The following is a 17,871-nucleotide window of genomic DNA, read 5'->3' as shown; positions in this document are numbered from 1 at the left end:
CACCCACGTCTACCGACGGCGAAGGCCCGCCGACGGAGTCGAACCGTCGTGCTCCAAAACGGGCGAAGTGTTAGTTACGTTCAGCTTTCAGGAGTTGGCGGACGGCGCGTCGACGTCGAAGCCCAGCGTCTCGAGACGGTCGCGCCAGTCAGTGCCGCGAGGACGGCATACGTCCCGACGTTGGCCCCGATATCCCACAGGACATCGTCGGCCTCGATCGCCGCGAGTAGATCGGCCATGACGTCTCGCTCGCCGTGGCCGCGAGCGCGGTACAAGTCTTCTTTGCTGTCGACGGCGATCGTGGCGCTGACGCCGTCGACCGACAGGGTCGCAGTTTGGGTGAGTTGTGCTGCCAGGTGGCCTGGTGGGTTGACTGCGATCCAATCGCCGATACCGCGGGCCAGTTCGTCGCGGCCGCCCGTTCGGTACAACTCGATGAGTCGTGTTGCTACTGTCATTGTTGTGGTGGTATTCCTCAAAAATAGGCCACAATGTCGCCGTTCAGGGCAGACTTATTACGCCGACGCAATCTGACTCCATGTGCCGTTATTGTAGAGGTACGTATTGTTGTTCGACGTGTCCCGTACTTGGATTCCCTCTTCGCCGTTCTGGTACCAGTCACCAGTAGATGTAGGATCACCCGAGTTGTATCCCAGCCCATTGATTACTGTTCGGACCCCGGTGGTGTCTAGCGTATTTGCCTGGCCTTCCCAACGGCAATCTTCGACTTCCATTCGAAACTTCACATCTACCCCACCATTCCCAACAGCGGTCCCGTGGAAGAAGCCATCAACATAGGTCCCCCCATTTGTCTGATCCCCAAGAACATAGACACCATTATCGCTATTGTTCTCCGACAGAATTTCTAAATTCGCATTACTGGCATTCGTGGACCCATTTACTTGCAGAACGGTACCGGCGAAACCACAATCTTCTGCGCGGATAGATCCATGAATATTTGAGAAGTTTATTGCCTTGAATCCACTATGGTCGCTAGCGGTAACATCAAGGTCAACGGTTAATCCATCACAGTGATAGTTGTTCGAATTATCCCCATTCACAAAGACCGCTCTCGAAGATGTGCCAGTAGCCTTGACTTTGCCCTCTATTGTAAGTCCATCCCACCCATTAGAGGTGCGAGCAAGGAAAATAACGGCAGCATCGTTAGAAACAGCTGACTCGACATTGATATTCGTGACTGTTAGATCGTGCACGGGCGCGCTCGAATTGGCACCCACAATTGCATTCTCAGAGCAACTTCCATAAACTCCATCAATAGTTACTCTCTCAGGCGGGGAAAATGCGGTCTTGGATGTGAAAGATTTGTCTGCACTTCCTTTGACAGTGACTATTTGATCTACACCAACTCCTCGGATATTATTATATTCGCAGTCTTTGTCACCACCGAAGTCAGCAACTTCCATTCCAGAGGCTAGGTTAATGCCGAGAGCGCCATTTACAGCACATCCTTCATTGATACCCTGTGAATCAACAACCTCGTCTCCTCCCAGTCCGATAGTATTGTTAAACTCGCAACCAGTACACCCCTCAAATGCAAGTAAATGGGTACCGCCGCCAGTCCCATAATCGTCAGAGTAGAGATAGTCAGTCGTACAATCATCACAATCAACGAGCCAAACGCCTTGATGGAGATCGACCATATTCCCACCCTCGGACCGAATGTGGCCGTTACTCACCGAATTCCAGTGGATCGGCTGGCCGCGTTCGTGATTCGCGTTGTTCCCATCTATGGTTCCTCTGTTGACAATGGTGATGTCAGAAACGCCGCTAGCGAAAAAGACGGGCGTGTGTGTATTCGAGTTGTTATCAGAGATTGTACTTGGAGTTGTACTATCTTTAATTTTTATATGTGCACCGGATTGTATAATGACGGTAACGTTAGACGAGGAGATATCTACCCAGTCATTGAGAGTATGGTTGCCGTTTTCGAAGACAACAACTCCGGGTGAGGAGACCGCGTTGTTCACGTCGGCCATTGAGTCAGATGGAGATATAAATGTACAAACTCCAGACATTTCACCTATATTTGCCGATTGAATGTGCTGTTCTGGGATTGGATTCGATTCCGTCCCTGTCCCTCCAGTAGCGACCCATCCGTTTGAGGATGTGTTCCGGTACGTGATATCTTGGTCTGTCGCCTCGTATCGAACCCCAGCCGGGAGATCTCCGCTCGCCGGACGGTCGGCGATCGTACCCTCAAGCCAGCCCGTAACGTCGACGTTGTCGAGATCGTCGAGTTTGGTTGCACCGCTGCCACTGGCCGCGGCGTCAATTCGAACGCCGTCTTCTGCGGTCTGCTCGACTGAGAGGTTGTTCCCAAAGTCGAGTTGTGTGATGCCCTCGCTGACCGGACTTTCGGCGTTGAGTACGCGGAGGATATCGTACTCAGTTTCCTCCTCGTCGGCGAAGATCGACCAATCGTCCCAGAAAGCAAGCGGCATCGATGCGCCTGCCGCCAAGGTGTCTCGTCGGGTCAGTTCGGCTTCCTCACCGTCTGATTTCGCGTTCCTCTCACTCATTGGTACCTCTTAGTTGATTTCTCGTAAGGTTAGTTAAATCACTATCGGCGACAGATCAGTTCTCGTACCGCAGCTCGTCACGCGAGTCGCCGAGCTTTGACGTTGATGTTTTTCGCGAAATTAAGGACCTCCGGGTCGATCGTGAGTTTCTCGCCACTGTCGGCGACATAGTGGGTATCAAAAAACCGAGTTCGCCGAGTTCGTCGTCATCGCCCCAGCTATCGAACAACATCGGCATCGACAGTGCCATACCGGCAGCCATTGCTTGGCGTCTGGTTGTGGCCGGTTCGTCTGGCTCGAGCTGTCGGCCGCCGTCGTAGTCGTTGTCCATGGGCATGGTTTGTGCTGTTGTTATTTCCAATAGGTGTTATTGTGTCGGTTGTTGGACTGTCCGGGTGGTGGCATAGGGTGCGAAAACGGAGAAGCACCACACGACGGGATTTGAACCGCGAGTGAACAACCAGTTCGGGAAGGTTAGAAGTCGGTCGCCTGCGCGCCGCCGATATTCAGGCCAGTGATCTGACTGGCGTTGAGTAGCGACGAATAGAACAACCGATTCATCGAGACGCTGTCACGGCCTTCGTCCCACCAGTGTCGGCGCTCTTTGATTCGCCACGGGACCGTCACTGTCTTCGGGTCTGCCAGCCACCCATTGTCCATCCACGCCGTATACTTCGTGTGCATGCTCTCGAGTGGGACGAACTCGCCGACCTCGGTGGTCGTCGTGTAGAAGTGCCACTTATGGGTTGGTCTGAGTAGCGGGTGGGTGCCGTCTTCGGTCGGCACCGTTGGATACTGCTTGGCAAGGTAATGATAACCGTCGACGACGACGCCCTCGATTTCGTCTGTTTCCGGGTCGACTTCGACGAGGATCGGTTCGCGGTCGTGTTGGTGACTGTCGAACGGCGAGAGGCCGTGTTGGACCGTCCAGTAGACCCAGTAACAGTACATCCGCGTCTCGCGTTCGGTGCTGTCGGCCACCCACGCATACGCCACGGTCGGTTTAACATCGAGGTGACGCGTGACGAGATACGGTTGGTATTGCTCGAGTGCGACTTCGTCGTAGACGAGATCGACGTATTCGGGTTGACTATCATAGGTCGCCCCACTCACACGACCAACTGTCGCGACTGTCGCTGCGGTCGCGGCCGTGGCCTGTAAGAATCGGCGTCGATGCATCGTCACAGCCCCACTGCCTGTTGGACCTGCCGGATTGCCTGGAATTGGAACCCAGTCCCGAAGTTGCCGTTTGCAGCATCACGGCCTGTGGCTGCGTCGGTGCGGGCCTCTTTCTGCGTTTCCTCGCTGGCGTTCAGATTCGCGAGCCTCGCAACCGAGCCCATGCCGTTGCCGACCTCCGTGATGCCGGCGTTCGGAACCGGGTTCGTCGTGTTTCGGACCCACTCGGCGAACGTCTCGGTCTGGTTTTCGAGAGACGGGTTGGCGGAGAGTCCAACCGCACCGCGAGCGGCTTCGATTGGCGTCGCCATGCTCGTCCCAGAGAGTGTGCTGTTGGTTCGGTAGCCTGATTCGCTGTAGGTCGGTACCGTGACCTGCATTCCGGGTGCAGCCACATCCGGTGACGCACCGCGGGTCGTGCCACTCGAGAGGTCGGTCACGCCGTTGTCCTTGCCGGTCTGGGAGAAGTACGCGACGGAGGCGTTGGCGGGTTCCTCAGCGGTCGTCGCTGCGACCGAGATGATGCCGTCTTCTGGAACGTCCGCCGGGCTTGCGATTTGGGCTGGCCGCACCATCCGAGAGTTGCCGACCGCCACGTAGGCGACCGTGCCGTTGCCCTCGAGATAGTCCTCGAGTGCGGTGGCGATTTCCTCGTCATAGACCGGGCTGCCGAGACTCATCGACAAGATATCCGTATCCTGCGTTTCGGCCCATCGAATCCCGTCGACAATATCAGCGGTCGACCCACTGCCGTCGTCGGCCAGCGTCTTGCCGACGTGCAGTGTCGCACCCGGCGCGACGCCGTCATACGAGTCGTTCGTCGCGTTGGCGGCGATCGCCGATGCAACCCACGATCCGTGACCGTTGCCATCCGAAATGTTCTCGAAGCCGTTCGTCACGGTGCCCGACTCGTCCGTGACGAAATTGTACGCGCCAGCTATGCGGTCGCCATACAGCGGATCGGCGCTTGCGTTTTTGACGTTCAAGCCCGTATCGAGCACGGCCACGTCGACGCCGCTGCCGTCGGCGCTGACCGCGTCGGCGTCGATCACCTGCCGGGCGTCACCGATCGTGCTTTCGTTGGCGTCGTCGGTGAACGCGATGCCGTCAGTCGCCCATGAGCCACGCACACGCCAGTTACTCGCCGGAGTGTCGTACTCATCGGCGGTCGCCAGCGAGGTGATTGGTTCCACGTAGCTGTGGCGGTAGTTCGGCGACACATCTTCGATATAACTGCGAGACTCAAGTGGCGTCACCGCAAGCGACGTGCCACCGAGTGCGGCGATCCGTGGGGCCTCAAGCAAGCCCGGCGTCGAGACGTGGTACTGTGGACCAGTGACGACGGCCTCGCTCGAGTCGTTGTTGACCGCAATCAGATCGTAGCGGGCATCTTCCTCGGTCCACGTCTCGAGGCTGTCGAGTGTGCCATCCTCGTAGTGGACGATGAAACTCGGCTGTAAGTCACCGCCGCGATCGTACTCCTGAAACGCCACCGGACTGTCGGCCGCGGCGACCGGCACCGTGATTCCGGCGAGCAGGACAGCGAGCGTGAGCGCTACGGTTGTGACTTTACGGGTCATTGTGTAGCACCTCGATTACGGTGACGGCGGCGAGTATACAGACCGAGTCCGACCACACCTGCGAACGGAATGAGATCAGACCCGGAGAACCCAGCCGTGTACTTCCGGAGCTGCCAGCGAGCGGCTTCGACCGTCGAGTCGATCGGGCCGTGTGGCTGTGTGATTGTGACCTGTGCCTCGCCGTTGGCGTTCGTGTAGGTCTTAATCAGCGTCTGGTCAGCTTGGTGTGTGACAGTCCCGAACTGGTTGCCGTCGCCGGTCGTCACGGGCTGGTTGCCGTTCCTGTAGACGTAGGTGCCGCCGTCTGTGGTCGCCTTGGCGTGGATGTAGACCCACGCGCGCTGGTTGAGCGCCGCGCCATCCTCGCCGACCAGCCGTGCGGAAATATCGCCGGTTGGGTCGGTGTCGAGCGTTCCTGTGTAAACGTGGATTTCGCTCGGTGGGTTCTCGGGATCGGCGACGGTCGCGCTGGTCGAAATGTCGCCGTTCTCGGCAATCGACACCTCACCGTCTGCGAGCCCGTCACCGACGAGTGCATAGACACCGGTCGGACCGGACTCGGCACGCACCGACGCCGGTCGCGGCCGGTCAGTCGTGTCTGCTCCGAGTCGGAGCGTCTTGGTGAACTCGTTGGCCTCGGTATCCTCGTAGGTCAACTCGAGGGTGTGCGTGCCCTGGCCGTTCGTCACAAACCCAGTCTCGCGACCGTTCTCGATCGCTTCGGTCGGGATCGTGACACCGTCGGGGCCGTAGACCGTTGCCGACGTAAGTTTCCGGAACGACGAGTCCTCGCCAGGGTTGATTTCGACGCCGACGCGGTCGTCGGGGCCAGGTGCGAGCGACGAGACGCGCACTGAATCGATTTTGGGTGCGTCGGCGTTGACCAACGGATTATTCGCCGTTGCGGTTGCCCGCCCGACGCCGTCAGGTCTCGCGGTGATCCACTCGAACTGGACGTTTGCGGCGTCGCCGGCCGGGAAGTCATCGACGTGGACCGCGGTCGTGCCGATCTGGTTGCCAGGGACGTTCGTTGCCGCGCTCGTGTCGAGCGTGATGTAGTCCTCGCTGACCGTTTTAGTCGTGCCATTAGAGTGGTGTGCGAGCACGGTGATTTTGTCTTTCGTCAGCTCGCCGGGGAAGCGTGCAACCGCCGAGACCGTGTCCTCGCCGACGGTAGTCTCAGTGCCGTCCGACGGGAGCGTGTCACGGCCCTCTTGGACTGCTTGCTCGAGGGCGGCGATCCGTTCGCGCAACTCCGCATCGGTCGCGTTGTCGGGATCGATCGTGACGTCGACCTGTGTCTCGCGGTCGCGGTTCAGGAGTTCTTCGACACGCTGGCGGAGTTCGTCGTTTTGGTCCGAGACATCTTCAAGTTCTGAGTAGACGTTCTCGAGTTCTTCACGGCTCGCGTCGGGTTGCTGCAAGGCACTTTCGAGGCGCTGCGTTTCGTTTGTCAGTAGGTTCTCGAGGTTTGCGAGGCGGTTTTCGAATTTGCTGTTATTTCCGAATGGCGTGTAGCTGACCTCGCGCAACTCGACATCAGCACTGTCAGTCGGCGCATCGTAGCGAGTTGGCTTCGATGGGAGATAGATCGACGAGTTGGTGCCATAGGTGTCGATGTGCTCCCGGATCTGTGTTCGTGGGTGTGTCTCCGAGCCTGGATCGACCGGCACGTCCGGCGCTTTGTACGCTTCGACGGCGACGGTCGCTGTCGCCTTCCCAACACCTACAGAATAGTAGCCAGTGCTGTTTGTCTGGACGGTTTCTCTCTCGAATTTGTTGTTCTCAAAGCGTTGGCGAATATCCTTGGCGCGATCGGTGTAATCACCAGCCTTGTCTTTCAAGTCATCTTCAAGCGCCCCGGCGATTTGGTCCGGGTTGCCGACGGAGATGAGATATTTTGCATCGTCGCCTTGGAGGTAAATGCGATAGATACCCGGTGAGAGTCGGGTTTCCGCATAGGGGAGTGACGAGGGGTCGGTAAGTCCACCGCCGGCCGATTCGGCCACAGGAATCACGTTCGTTTGCGTGACCGAACCGTCCGGACCGAGTTGCTCTGCGATCACTGGCCCTTTGTTGATTTGTTTGCCCGGCAGTTGATTCGCGTATTCGTCGCCGAGAAATCCAGCGTCGCCGTCGGGATTCCACGGCACGAAGACAACCGGTTCGTCCGCTGGCAACACGACCTTTGGCGGTTGCAGGTCGGCGTTGTCCTGCCATGGCGTTACGGCGATATCTTCGCGCGTGTACGCAAGTGGAACCTCCTCACTCTTGTCCGAGATGTATCTGCCCTTTACGTTGAGCGAGCGGTCAAAGGTCGGCGGCAGTGGGTTTTCAGCCTTGTCGAACAGTTCGTTGGCCCGGTCCTCGAGTGACTGTGTTGGTCCTGGTGTAATCGAATCGTAGTTGACGCCTGTGACATGGACCGTAGCGTTGGCGACAGCAGTTCCATCTTGGGTTGTTACCCGGCCAGTGACCTCTCTGGCATCGATACTAAAATCGTCAAAGTAGACAGATGACGGTGAGTTTGTGAGGAGTCGTGTTTCCGTATAGACTTCGTGGCTGACTGAATAGGTCCCTTGGCCAGAGTCAGTCTCGTTTGACCACTCAACCATAACTTCATCATCGCCGTCGCCAAATCCAGAGACGGTCATGTTCACCCATCCGGAATTAAACCCACCACTGGCGATCGGCTGCCAGCCACTCGGCGTTTGTATTTGGATATCGTCTTGACGGACACCCACACGCCAATAGTCCCCCGATGAATTGAGGATTTGTACTACTGTCGGGCCATCATTGCCATTCGCATTGATCGATACCGAAACGTTCCCTTCTTTACTGCTGTCATAGGGCTGATATTCAGGGATTATGCCAATATCAGCGCCGTCGGTGTTATCTGACAGTGCAACGCTTTGATTGCCTTCAACTACTTTCTGGGTCGATACACTAATGTTACCTGAAACGTTATTAGACGTCCAGCCATCAGGAGCGCCATCATCAGCAGGCTGGTTTTCGAAACCGTCCGAGAACGATGCAGTTGTAACAGTCGAAGTTGTCAACGACGGCTGGATATCCGTCGGCTGTGTGGTCGTCGACGTCGCCGCGGCGGCCCCGGCTCCAGCGACCAACGGTGCGCCGACGAGCGACGCAACGAGGATCGCCGCAAATAGGGCAGCGCGGAGTTTGAACCAGCGGCTAGTCGCGTCGCTCGAAGAGGAGTTTTTGCGTGTCATGAGGATCAGTTACTCAATCAGTGGTTCGTCGCTCGTCACGTCCTCGACGAGCGTCGCGACGATCGTCACATCGCGCTCGCCAGTCTGTTTCAGTCGGTGGCCGTCGCGTCGCAGTTTGTCCACTTCGCCGTCACGCAAGTCCAGCTCGTCGCGCCAGTGCTCGAGCAAGTCGTCGAGTACCGACATGAACTGTGGCGTCGGGCGGTCGGGGATCTGTGGCCCGACGATATAGCCGTATTCGGGATTGTAGCGCACTCGATTCGGGTTTTGGCCGTACTCGAGTGGCTTGCCGCCGTACTCCTCGCTGGTCTGTAACGGGAGGTGGACCTCGGGTTCGGAGAGTTCAACGGCGTGATTGGCATCGTGGATCGATTCGTCAGCGCCGGGGTCGGCGTTCAGCGTGATCGGGCACAGCAGCCGCTGAGACGTCTCTTTGAGATATTGGTGGGCGACGTGGGCCGCGCGTTCAGCGTGGTAGTCGAACTCCGCTGGATCGTGGCCACGGGGCCGGTCAGTCTCGTCCTCGCCGACCCAACTATCACGTCGGTACGGAGAGTCCTCCAGTGCTGCCGCTCGCTGTTGCTCAATGTTCTCTTGGACACTCATGGATGGATAAACTAGCCTCTATGTCGCTTGCCGCGATCGGCCGTCGATCGGCTCTCGACCCCAGAGCCCTACCGCGCAGACCGCGGGGGTTGTGTCGAGCGTCCCCAGAAGGGGACTACGCCGGGCAAGCGTGGTTATCATATTCAAACATTCCTAGACACATTAATCTACCGCTAACAACCGTTTCAGCTAGTTCAAACCATCTTGATCGACATTCAGTGTAGTCATCGTGAAGGCGTAGATTAACAGTCGGTCCGCGTGAGTGTTCGGGCATGGGCGACGAGCCCGTTGGCGCTGACGACGAGTCGCTTGACGAGACCGAGTCGAAGAACGTGACGCTGAAACGGCGGACGTTCCAGGCACTCGAAGCACAGTACCCACACGCCCTGGACGACCCCGAGCGGATTCGGGCCGCAATCCACGACGCGCTCGAGAACAGTCGCGACTCGTCGGACGCCGACGAAACGGAGTAAGCGGGAGCCCCCGAGGACCTTGGCCGGGTTCGGGGTACAGGGAGTGGCTACACTATCTGACGCGAAAAGCGTTCGGTTGATCTCCTTATCGAGTTCCACGCACGTAAGAGTCAGTCCTCCGAGTCAATCACTCAGTCCGGTCGATTACCGACGCGCCGGAGAGGATCACCCGCGAGTGACCAGCGCCGTCGGACTGTGGGTGCTCCTTCCCTTGAAGGCCGTCGCGATCGGACTGCTGTACGGACTGTATCGTGCGAGCCCGCGCGCCTGGCGGATCGGTGTGCCGATCGGCCTGGTACTGGTCGGCAGCGGGCTCGTCGCGTGGAACGTTTCGGTCGTGTACTAAAAGCGAGTCGCCAGGCGGGTCCGAAGTATGCCGATCGGGAGAAATCCTTTTCAGGTGGCATGGTATACTACATCCTGTAGGCACCCCGATGAACCGCGCCTACACTCGTACGAGAAAAGGGATCTGACCGGTGAGGCGGTCAGATTATTCGTCGGCCGATTCGCCTGACGTTGCGGCGACCGCGACGGCGACCAGCGCCCATCCGAGCGCGTTTCCCTGTGCCAGCAGGGTCACGCCACCCGTCGCGAGTGCCGCTCGAACTTCTGGAGGTATGGATTCTCACCTCCACTGCTGTTGTTGTTTAGCCACGCGAGCGCAGCATGCGTGGGTGGCCGATTGCCACGACCAAATGACTGCGTTACGACTACTACAATCTGTCGAGAGCACTCAGAAAACAATCGCCCGGCAGTCAGCTACAGGAAACGTACACGCTGATATCAAACCCATCGGACAGTCGCCCGATATCTCAATTTCCCGGACTAGTTTTATAGTATATATCTCTTAACGTGACTGTGTGAAAATCTTAAATTGGGTGGTAACAGCCATTGTTGGTATCGCTGTCACAATTGCCATTGCTGGCCAACAGTTCGTATGGCCTGCGTTTGCGATCGGGGTAGGAACGGTCGTTACCGCGCTCGTGCTCCTGGTCCGGCGCGGCGGGCGCAAGTACTACGCCGCAGCGGGAACCGCGTACTGTCTCGGGCTCGCGGGTGTGATCTACACAACATCGCTTCTACCAGCAGCCTACTCCGAGTCTCCCTATGCAGTGTTGTTGAGTCTCGGGTTCGTAAGTGGAGTGCTCGTCTTCGCGCAAAATGCTGGCCGACAGATAGTCAAACGTACATTCGGTAACGGCAGTGGTGAGGGGGCGGCGACGAAAATCTATGACGCGTTCGCGGCGATCGTTGGGCTTGTTGGAATGGTATGGACAGTACTCACCGCCCAAGAAAAGGCCATGCGGTACGGTGGGATCTCGATCGGTGGGACTACCGGACTTGTGTTGAACTTTCTCGGTATCGAGCTCCCGATTCCATGGATTATCCAGAGTGGTGTCGACGCATCACTGGTTCTGTTCATCGGTGGGGTATTGATCGGATTCCATACCCTCGAATCGATCCACACGACCTGGCACGCAACGAAAGCGACAGCAAAAGCTAGTGCGAGCGCTGGAAAGTCGGTCGGGTCGAAAACAGCAAGCGCTGTAGGCAGTCTGCGTGAATCGTCGGGTGACGAGAACTAACCGAAACGCATTCTCATTCCAACTAGTTTTAAGACCAACTAATTTCCTGCTAGGATCATGGAGCCCGAGGAATACTCTGAAAAGGTGCTATTCAATCTGCAAGATAACGACTATGAGTTTGTCGACTCCGGCAGTGAGATTTTCGAGGATGTTTACACGAAGACGAAAACAGCCAGTTGGCTCGATGCAGGCCGTGAGCGGCGGTTCATTGCACCCACAATCGTCAACGACGACCTTACTGTCACAACCGTCCGCGAAGGGATCGACGAGTTGCGATCGATTGGCGAAGAAAACGTCCGTGTCGATAACATCACGGTCGGGAAGGGTGGACTTGCGTCAATGCCATTGTTCCCGGCATTCGTCACAGACGGTACAATCAACGACGACGTGAAATCAACCATCGAAGGCATGGAGAGTGTGAAAGAAGCAAATATTCGAGTCCCTGTTCTCGTCGAAGTGAGTGACGGTAGTGGATTAATGGGCGGCAGTGAAGTCGAGTTAACCTATCCGTTGCCTGGTCGTCGGAAGATCGCTCGCCGACGGGCGGTTAAGAAATTCGTCTCGGCTGTGTTTGGCGTGTAGGATTAAGTCGATCGGTGAAGTTCATAGTCGACTGGCAGCCCGCGGAGTGACCTTTGGACGGGCGGAAGTGTCGGCAGCCACACCCCTTCGATTATATGACTGTCGTTCGTCTGGACACGTATGATTACGAACCCGGACGTTCTCACACCCGACGTCCAACCGCCACGGGAGTTGATCGTCCACCGCAACAGCGAGATCAACCATCTGACGAGCATCTTTGAGCCGGTTACACAGGGACTCACCACCAGTGGGGCGTTCATCCACGGGCCGCCAGGCTCGGGGAAGACGTGTGCCGCACGGGTGCTGCTCAAGAATCTCCCCGCCGAAGTCGACCCCGAGTACGTCGACGGTGGCAAGTGTCCGCCGATCGAGACGGCCTACATCGACTGCTACAACGGAAAGTCACGACGCCAGGTCTACCAGGAACTACTCGAGGAGCTGGGCGACGGGCCGGCAGAAACACGGCGCTCGATTGCGACCGACGAACTCCAGCGGCGTACCCGCACCTTGATCGACGGATACATCGTCGTGCTATTGGACGAAGCCGACCAGATCGGTGAGAAGGCAGTCCTCAAAGAACTCTACGAAATGACCGGCGTTGTGTTGCTCCCGGTCGTCAACGAAACGCACCACCTGTTTGCCGACGCCGAAGATCGCCTGGATTCGCGGCTGACGTCGCTGACGCCGGTGCCGTTCAAATGCTACGACGAGTCGACGCTCGTCGAAATTTTACAGGCGCGAGTCGATGCAGGGTTAGAGCCTGGCGTCGTCGACCAGACACACCTCGAGACGATTGCCAGCCGGTCGAAAAATGACGCGCGGCGGGCGATCGCAATCCTGAACAACGCCGTCGAGACGGCGCGAGGGCAAAACGCCAGCGAACTCACAATGGAGATTATCGACCAGGCGACGCCAATGTCCGAACCCGACGTGATCCGGTCGCACCTCTCGGCGCTGTCGCGCACGCAGCGCATCTGTCTCGAAACGATTGCCGAGATCGGGCCGGCGAAAAGCGGGGCGATTCAGCAAGCCTACAGTAGTGACGAGCGTGTTGACGAAGCGCGGAGTCAACGGATGGTTCGCGATTGGCTCTCAGAGTTCGAGGATCGGAAGCTCGTGCGACCGTTCGAGACGTGCAATGGGCCGAAATACGAAGTGCGCGAGCACGTCCGCGAGGAATTGGATGTCAAACGCGAAACGGCGTAACAGGCGTCTATAATTTCGATTTTATCTCTTCGATTTCCTCATTAGATAATTCGTTGTTCACGTACCGGCGACCAAGGTCCGTGATGGTGTAGTATCCACGATCTTTATCCACTTTCTCAAGTAGACCCGCATCAGCAAGCGCAGACATGTGGCGAGAGACTGTATTTTGTCGCTTATCAGTCGACTCGCGTACTTTCGCGAGATTAAGCCATACCGAAGTCGGTGGCAAAGCAACAGCCTCACCGCCGGGTGAGCCCATCGCCTCGAGAAACTCGAGGATTAGCTCGTCTAATTGATCCATACCTGGTATCCGGCGGCGCATGCCCCCACTTTCAAAAGCACATTCATTAATTGCCTCGATATTTCGAGGGCAGTGAGTATTTATCTTTTGGGTAGAAGAAGTGGCCGATATGGAATGTAGGTGTCTATGCTGTGGATTAGATGCTCCAAAAGTATAAGAGGATTCAGTGTTACGGATAGAGTGTCAGCAAATACGAGCCTCTGGACGGGAAACCTGTCTGCGAAAACGAAGTGGACGGGCGTGACTCCACCACGCCGTCCAGTGGGCCAAAGGCTGACGCCCTACCATGACAGAGAACACGCGCCCCCTAAACTATACCGCCATTACGACTGTTGCGCTGCGCGCAACGTCTGGTTTCGCGACCTGTTTGGCGGCACGGTCGCCCGACCATCGACACAGGGGCCGGAAACGAAAATCGCCGGACGGCGGGGCCGGAAGCGTCGGAAACGACCCCCTTAGCCTCAAGGCGGCTTCGAACGTATTCTCTGACATGGCAATCACGAACGCCGAAGCGACTCAGTCCGAGCAACCCCCCGAACGATCCGAACGGATCGACCTGCGGGCGCTCGGCGCTGCCCAGCTTCCCGAGGCGGCCGCGACCGTCGAGGCCACGATCGTCGGCGACGTCGAGTCGACCGCGACGATCCGGCTGACGCTCGTCGAGACGACCTGGGTCGTCGACGTCGTGCTCGCGACCGGCGATCTCGAAAGCGTCTACGACGAAGCCGGGCCGGTGCCGAAGCCATCGACCGTGCCTGATTGGCTCGCGGCCGCGTGCTCGGAACTTGGACTCGAAGAGGTGACGCTGTAGCCGATGAGCCGTCGTTGTATCGAATCCCGTCGCGACGCCTGTTATGGGCAGGCCACCCGCGACGAGCGCAGCAACCCACATGGAGCCGCCATGATCCCGATTGGAGATTCACGTGATTCAGAACAGTACGACACGCGGTGAGGGCACGCCGTCGGGCGTGTCTAGTCCTAGACCTGTGTCCGACGTGGCTACTAGTTTTAAGCCACACGACTGTCAAAGGGACAGTACGCAGGACAGGAAACTCGCATACGCACCGCTGAAGAAAACAACCTCGGCGAAAAGGGCCGGTCTGGACAACTGTCCCTTTTCGCTCCGAGAGGTTAAAGCTACCGCCGTGAGCCGTGGCTTTGTCTCTCGGAGTGGCGTCTTCGGGCGTCGCCGGACCGCACGAAGACAGCGATGAGTCAGCACAACCAGCAAGAGTTAGACCACGACGACGTTTCGGTCGCAGAGTTAGTCGAACAGCAACAGAAACTCGCCGCTCGTGTCGGCGAGCTCGAGAAGGAACTCCAGCAAGAACGCCAGGCGCGCCAGTACCTGACACGTGCGTTGGCAGAGTTGGAAGTCTCACTCGAGACAGAGACTCAGAAGATCCGAAACAAGTACGACCGGCGGACGTTCAACAATAAGGAGGACGTTTTCGAGTTAGAAGAGCGGGTTGAGAAGATCGAACGCGGAGAGGTCGACCCAGGAGAGGTCGTCGCCAACTCCAACGCAGGCGTCGATCCGTCTGACCTGCTGCCCCTGCACAACATGTACCTGTCCGCGCAGAACCTCGAGCCGGACGAGCACGACCTGAGCAAGAACCAGGAGATCGCCGCTCGCCTGTTCCCGTACCTCGGACAGTACGCCTACTCGAATGAGGGGAAGATGATGCTCCCGTCGACGAAGGTCAAAGATATCCTCGAACGGGAGATCGCGACGCCCGAGCTGGCCCAGCGCCTGGACGTCGAGAATCCGAACGCGAACACGATCCGGCGGGCGATGAAGTTCGTCGGGAAGTTCGGGAAGGACATGATGGAGTTCGACGACTCCGAGAAGACGAACCGCATCGTGATCGACCGGAACGCATGGGTTGCATACACGAAAGAGATCGCGGACGTTGCGTCTGAGTCGGACGACAGCACCGTAAACACCGCCGATGACGCCGTGAACGCGGAGAATGCGGCAGAGGACGGTGGGGATGAAGTTGCTCAGGAGTTCGACCGACTCGAATCTGCCAGTGATTACGGTGTCGTAAGCACCGACGGAGGGACGACCGTAAACAGCGACTCTGGGCGATAGCCCCTAAGATATCAAGATAAAGATAAGAGCGGTTAATTTCAGTGCGGTTGCGGTTGTTTGTTTCGGTTCGTTACTGTGGGGTGTAATCACTACTCTTTCACTACTCTATATGGAGTCGTGAAAGATAGTGGTCTTGCTGTTTACGCCGGTCGTCTGAGGTTGTTTACGACACCGTAATCACTCATGGGGTCTCGGTACTAACCTCTCGGACTCGTTCCTCCCTGGATCGCCGTTCTCTGCCTCGTTGATCGCCCTCTCGCCACAAACCGCGGTCTGTTGGCACTCCCGTCCTGTTCTTACGCTCTCTTACAGCGGTGTAATCCGCCACCAGTCCTGGTATCACTCCGGCCAAACTCTCGAGAAACAGTGTCCTGAGCCGCCCACTTCGATAACAGCGATGTTATGTGTACTCAGGTCGTCCGGAGTCGGTCTCGACTCGGCTCGTAGACCTCGCCCTTCTGCTTCAACTTCTCAATCTCACGCTCGGCTTCTGCTTTCGTGTATGAGGCTTCAGGTGCGTACTGCAACACAGCCTTGATAGGTGCGCCACTTTCGAATTGTTCCTCGATCGCTCTTATTAACTGCTTCAGGTTGTACAACTCCTCACTCTCGATTTCAGCCTTGACGTCCACAATCTCGATATCACCACGTTTCTCTTTCGCACGGAGTGGATACGGGAGTTGTTCGTTCAGCTTCTTCACCGTTGCCTGGTGGTCTACCGTGACGGTGATCGTCCCGTCCTCGATATCGTGGTGGGCGTTCATCGTCGAATGTTCTTCGGCTACTAGTTCTATCTCTCGAGCTGCCGCAGCCAGCTTTCCTTCGGCCTCTTCGATCAACGCGTCGGCTTCTTCGAGTTCCTCACGCAGGATCGACATTAAATAGAGACAGAATTTCCGAGTACAAGAGCGTATTCCCGACAACCCTGCCGATACTACTCGGGACGCGTTACGACGTTCCCATCGCGTTCGACCAAGTCCTTGCCGATCGCGCGCTCCAGCTCGTAACGAGCGCGGTGATAGGAGACCTCCAGTCGCTCTTGGGTCCGCTCGATAACACTGTCGTAATGAGCCGCCCCGTCCTCGTGCTCGAGGAGGTCGACGATATTCTGGATGTGCTGAATGATATCGTTTCGTAACTTCGAGCCAACCGGGTACTCGTCACCCTCGTAGATGTCGACGAAGTCACCGAACGAGTGGTAGCCTTCGGACTCACGCACGCGCTCGTTATGGTCTTCCAGTTCGCCGGTCAACTCAAGGGTGAGCTTCGCCGCGTCGATCTTGTCGCGAATCCGACCGAGCTTCCCGCGATAGGTCCCGATCTTGACTCCGAGCGCATCCGCTGCCCGATCCTCGTTGACCATCTCCTTTTTATAGAGCATCAACGCGGCGAACTCCTTTGCGGAGAACTGTGACTGTTCTTGCTCGGCTTCAATGACGGCCAGCAGCTCGTCTTCGAGGGCCAACGCGAGTCGCTCGAGTGCTTCGATGTACTCCGGGTCGGTGATATCGGCCTGGTCTACGAGATCGTGGTCGACCTCGACGGATAGGTCGAATCCAGTGTCCCATCCGTATTGCCCAAGCCCGTCTGTCGGAACGCGAAAATCGATCAGCCACCCAGTATCGTGAGTGTAGAACACGCGCTCGAAGTCTGTGGGCCGTTCGTCTTCCCACTCTTCGAGCACGTTTCCGATTGCTCGCTGTTTCCAGATCGTTTTTCGCTCGGACGGCGCGTGTTTGTACGTCACGGCAACCAGTTCTCGGTCCATCTATCCTCCAATACGGAATTGTTCCTTATAAGGCTATTCCTGAATAGGGAATAATCCAATATCTATAAGTAGTATCAACTCTATTGACTATGTAGCACCGAGACACGTGGCTCTGGAGAATCTGAGTCACGGAAAACGCCGTGTTATGGGCACGGCGTCAGGTGCTATCCCGATTGGAGATTGAGATAGCAATGAGGTCATTAGATTCGCCCCGCCTTAACTATGGCGGGACTGACACCGGTGCGCAGACTGCGACCAACCACCAACCCCAGCCGTGCGTCGTCGGCACGGCCGACGGCGAGATCGACGTCTCGCTCCCGGCGACCCCGTCCTACGATCGCGATTACGATTCGTTCCTCACGCTCGCGGAGGCGGTCGACCAATGAGTACGCCCTACCAGGCGAGCACCTCCGACCGCCCGACCTATCCCGCGGTCGAAGACCGATTCGGCGAAGACCCAGCCCGGTTCCTCTCGCTCGACGAACTGTACCTCGCCGAGGCACGCATCAAGTGCATCGACGATCTCGAGTACCTCCGCGAGTGGCAGCGGATCGAGGCCGAAGAGTGGGGCCGCTCGAACGTCATGAAATGGCTCAACGCTCGCGAACGCGAACTGACTGGCGAGTCCGTCACGCCCGAGCCCGACCCGACGCCGGTCCCGGCGACGGACGGTGGCACCGAACTCGAGTACGACGAGGACGCACCCGTCAACAACCCTGACG

General features: G+C 57.6%; 17 protein-coding genes and 1 pseudogene. 8 read left to right on the top strand and 10 right to left on the bottom strand.

The window, feature by feature from the left end:
* Positions 1–80: 80 nt before the first annotated feature.
* From ACFR9S_RS14560 to ACFR9S_RS14530, 7 genes are all read right to left on the bottom strand, one after another.
* Positions 81–458: a hypothetical protein gene (locus ACFR9S_RS14560; RefSeq protein ID WP_143067758.1), complete on the bottom strand. Its 378-nt coding sequence runs from the start codon at positions 456–458 to the stop codon at positions 81–83.
* A 57-nt stretch (positions 459–515) separates the two neighbouring features.
* Positions 516–2,540, bottom strand: a complete 2,025-nt coding sequence (locus tag ACFR9S_RS14555) for a hypothetical protein (RefSeq protein ID WP_143067757.1) — start codon at positions 2,538–2,540, stop codon at positions 516–518.
* A gap of 55 nt (positions 2,541–2,595) precedes the next feature.
* Entirely contained in the window at positions 2,596–2,871 is a 276-nt protein-coding gene (locus ACFR9S_RS14550; protein ID WP_143067756.1) for a hypothetical protein, read from the bottom strand.
* 143 nt (positions 2,872–3,014) lie between these two features.
* Positions 3,015–3,719, bottom strand: a complete 705-nt coding sequence (locus ACFR9S_RS14545; protein WP_379818945.1) for a hypothetical protein — start codon at positions 3,717–3,719, stop codon at positions 3,015–3,017.
* A 2-nt stretch (positions 3,720–3,721) separates the two neighbouring features.
* The gene (locus tag ACFR9S_RS14540; protein ID WP_049991477.1) at positions 3,722–5,299 is read right to left on the bottom strand and encodes a S8 family peptidase; all 1,578 of its coding nucleotides are present in this window, start codon (positions 5,297–5,299) and stop codon (positions 3,722–3,724) included.
* Positions 5,296–8,532, bottom strand: a complete 3,237-nt coding sequence (locus tag ACFR9S_RS14535) for a hypothetical protein (RefSeq protein WP_143067755.1) — start codon at positions 8,530–8,532, stop codon at positions 5,296–5,298. The genes ACFR9S_RS14540 and ACFR9S_RS14535 overlap by 4 nt, the downstream gene beginning before the upstream one ends.
* Positions 8,533–8,541: 9 nt before the next feature.
* Positions 8,542–9,138 (bottom strand): hypothetical protein, encoded by a 597-nt coding sequence (locus ACFR9S_RS14530; protein WP_049991481.1) that lies wholly within the window; start codon positions 9,136–9,138, stop codon positions 8,542–8,544.
* A 272-nt stretch (positions 9,139–9,410) separates the two neighbouring features.
* Here ACFR9S_RS14530 and ACFR9S_RS14525 point away from each other — a divergent pair, with 272 nt between their 5' ends.
* The 5 genes from ACFR9S_RS14525 (at position 9,411) to ACFR9S_RS14505 (ending at position 12,985) form a co-directional block, all read left to right on the top strand.
* Positions 9,411–9,611, top strand: a complete 201-nt coding sequence (locus ACFR9S_RS14525; protein WP_049991482.1) for a hypothetical protein — start codon at positions 9,411–9,413, stop codon at positions 9,609–9,611.
* Positions 9,612–9,786: 175 nt separating this feature from the next.
* Complete coding sequence (locus ACFR9S_RS14520) at positions 9,787–9,957, top strand: hypothetical protein (protein ID WP_160290119.1); 171 nt, start codon at positions 9,787–9,789, stop codon at positions 9,955–9,957.
* A 514-nt stretch (positions 9,958–10,471) separates the two neighbouring features.
* On the top strand, positions 10,472–11,197 hold the full coding sequence (locus tag ACFR9S_RS14515; protein WP_049991483.1) for a hypothetical protein: 726 nt from the start codon (positions 10,472–10,474) through the stop codon (positions 11,195–11,197).
* Between the two features lie 57 nt (positions 11,198–11,254).
* On the top strand, positions 11,255–11,779 hold the full coding sequence (locus ACFR9S_RS14510) for a hypothetical protein (RefSeq protein ID WP_049991484.1): 525 nt from the start codon (positions 11,255–11,257) through the stop codon (positions 11,777–11,779).
* Positions 11,780–11,899: 120 nt separating this feature from the next.
* Positions 11,900–12,985 carry a Cdc6/Cdc18 family protein gene (locus tag ACFR9S_RS14505; protein WP_049991485.1) on the top strand — a complete coding sequence of 362 codons (1,086 nt, stop codon included), beginning with the start codon at positions 11,900–11,902 and terminating at the stop codon, positions 12,983–12,985.
* A gap of 7 nt (positions 12,986–12,992) precedes the next feature.
* On the opposite strand, the gene ACFR9S_RS14500 is transcribed toward ACFR9S_RS14505, so the two are convergent.
* The gene (locus tag ACFR9S_RS14500) at positions 12,993–13,286 is read right to left on the bottom strand and encodes a helix-turn-helix domain-containing protein (RefSeq protein ID WP_081985501.1); all 294 of its coding nucleotides are present in this window, start codon (positions 13,284–13,286) and stop codon (positions 12,993–12,995) included.
* Between the two features lie 286 nt (positions 13,287–13,572).
* Between ACFR9S_RS14500 and ACFR9S_RS14495 the strand changes: the two genes are divergently transcribed.
* Both ACFR9S_RS14495 and ACFR9S_RS14490 read left to right on the top strand, forming a co-directional pair.
* Complete coding sequence (locus ACFR9S_RS14495; protein ID WP_379818944.1) at positions 13,573–14,097, top strand: hypothetical protein; 525 nt, start codon at positions 13,573–13,575, stop codon at positions 14,095–14,097.
* A 399-nt stretch (positions 14,098–14,496) separates the two neighbouring features.
* Positions 14,497–15,381: a hypothetical protein gene (locus ACFR9S_RS14490; RefSeq protein ID WP_049991487.1), complete on the top strand. Its 885-nt coding sequence runs from the start codon at positions 14,497–14,499 to the stop codon at positions 15,379–15,381.
* Between the two features lie 410 nt (positions 15,382–15,791).
* On the opposite strand, the gene ACFR9S_RS14485 is transcribed toward ACFR9S_RS14490, so the two are convergent.
* Positions 15,792–16,259, bottom strand: coding sequence for a hypothetical protein (locus tag ACFR9S_RS14485; RefSeq protein ID WP_049991488.1), 468 nt, complete (start codon positions 16,257–16,259; stop codon positions 15,792–15,794).
* A gap of 56 nt (positions 16,260–16,315) precedes the next feature.
* Positions 16,316–17,149: a hypothetical protein gene (locus ACFR9S_RS14480; protein ID WP_049991489.1), complete on the bottom strand. Its 834-nt coding sequence runs from the start codon at positions 17,147–17,149 to the stop codon at positions 16,316–16,318.
* 382 nt (positions 17,150–17,531) lie between these two features.
* Between ACFR9S_RS14480 and ACFR9S_RS14475 the strand changes: the two are divergent.
* Positions 17,532–17,871 (top strand): annotated as a pseudogene (locus ACFR9S_RS14475) (hypothetical protein); the annotation flags it as partial.

It is taken from the genome of Halolamina salina (assembly GCF_042678005.1).
GTDB classification, from domain to species: domain Archaea; phylum Halobacteriota; class Halobacteria; order Halobacteriales; family Haloferacaceae; genus Halolamina; species Halolamina salina.
This window is presented reverse-complemented; position numbering and strand designations above follow the sequence as displayed.

Coding starts and splice junctions, on each gene's coding strand:
- ACFR9S_RS14560 (WP_143067758.1), bottom strand. CDS start 458: ATGACAGTAGCAACACGACTCATCGAGTTGTACCGAACGGGCGGCCGC.
- ACFR9S_RS14555 (WP_143067757.1), bottom strand. CDS start 2,540: ATGAGTGAGAGGAACGCGAAATCAGACGGTGAGGAAGCCGAACTGACC.
- ACFR9S_RS14550 (WP_143067756.1), bottom strand. CDS start 2,871: ATGGACAACGACTACGACGGCGGCCGACAGCTCGAGCCAGACGAACCG.
- ACFR9S_RS14545 (WP_379818945.1), bottom strand. CDS start 3,719: ATGCATCGACGCCGATTCTTACAGGCCACGGCCGCGACCGCAGCGACA.
- ACFR9S_RS14540 (WP_049991477.1), bottom strand. CDS start 5,299: ATGACCCGTAAAGTCACAACCGTAGCGCTCACGCTCGCTGTCCTGCTC.
- ACFR9S_RS14535 (WP_143067755.1), bottom strand. CDS start 8,532: ATGACACGCAAAAACTCCTCTTCGAGCGACGCGACTAGCCGCTGGTTC.
- ACFR9S_RS14530 (WP_049991481.1), bottom strand. CDS start 9,138: ATGAGTGTCCAAGAGAACATTGAGCAACAGCGAGCGGCAGCACTGGAG.
- ACFR9S_RS14525 (WP_049991482.1), top strand. CDS start 9,411: ATGGGCGACGAGCCCGTTGGCGCTGACGACGAGTCGCTTGACGAGACC.
- ACFR9S_RS14510 (WP_049991484.1), top strand. CDS start 11,255: ATGGAGCCCGAGGAATACTCTGAAAAGGTGCTATTCAATCTGCAAGAT.
- ACFR9S_RS14505 (WP_049991485.1), top strand. CDS start 11,900: ATGATTACGAACCCGGACGTTCTCACACCCGACGTCCAACCGCCACGG.
- ACFR9S_RS14500 (WP_081985501.1), bottom strand. CDS start 13,286: ATGGATCAATTAGACGAGCTAATCCTCGAGTTTCTCGAGGCGATGGGC.
- ACFR9S_RS14495 (WP_379818944.1), top strand. CDS start 13,573: ATGACAGAGAACACGCGCCCCCTAAACTATACCGCCATTACGACTGTT.
- ACFR9S_RS14490 (WP_049991487.1), top strand. CDS start 14,497: ATGAGTCAGCACAACCAGCAAGAGTTAGACCACGACGACGTTTCGGTC.
- ACFR9S_RS14485 (WP_049991488.1), bottom strand. CDS start 16,259: ATGTCGATCCTGCGTGAGGAACTCGAAGAAGCCGACGCGTTGATCGAA.
- ACFR9S_RS14480 (WP_049991489.1), bottom strand. CDS start 17,149: ATGGACCGAGAACTGGTTGCCGTGACGTACAAACACGCGCCGTCCGAG.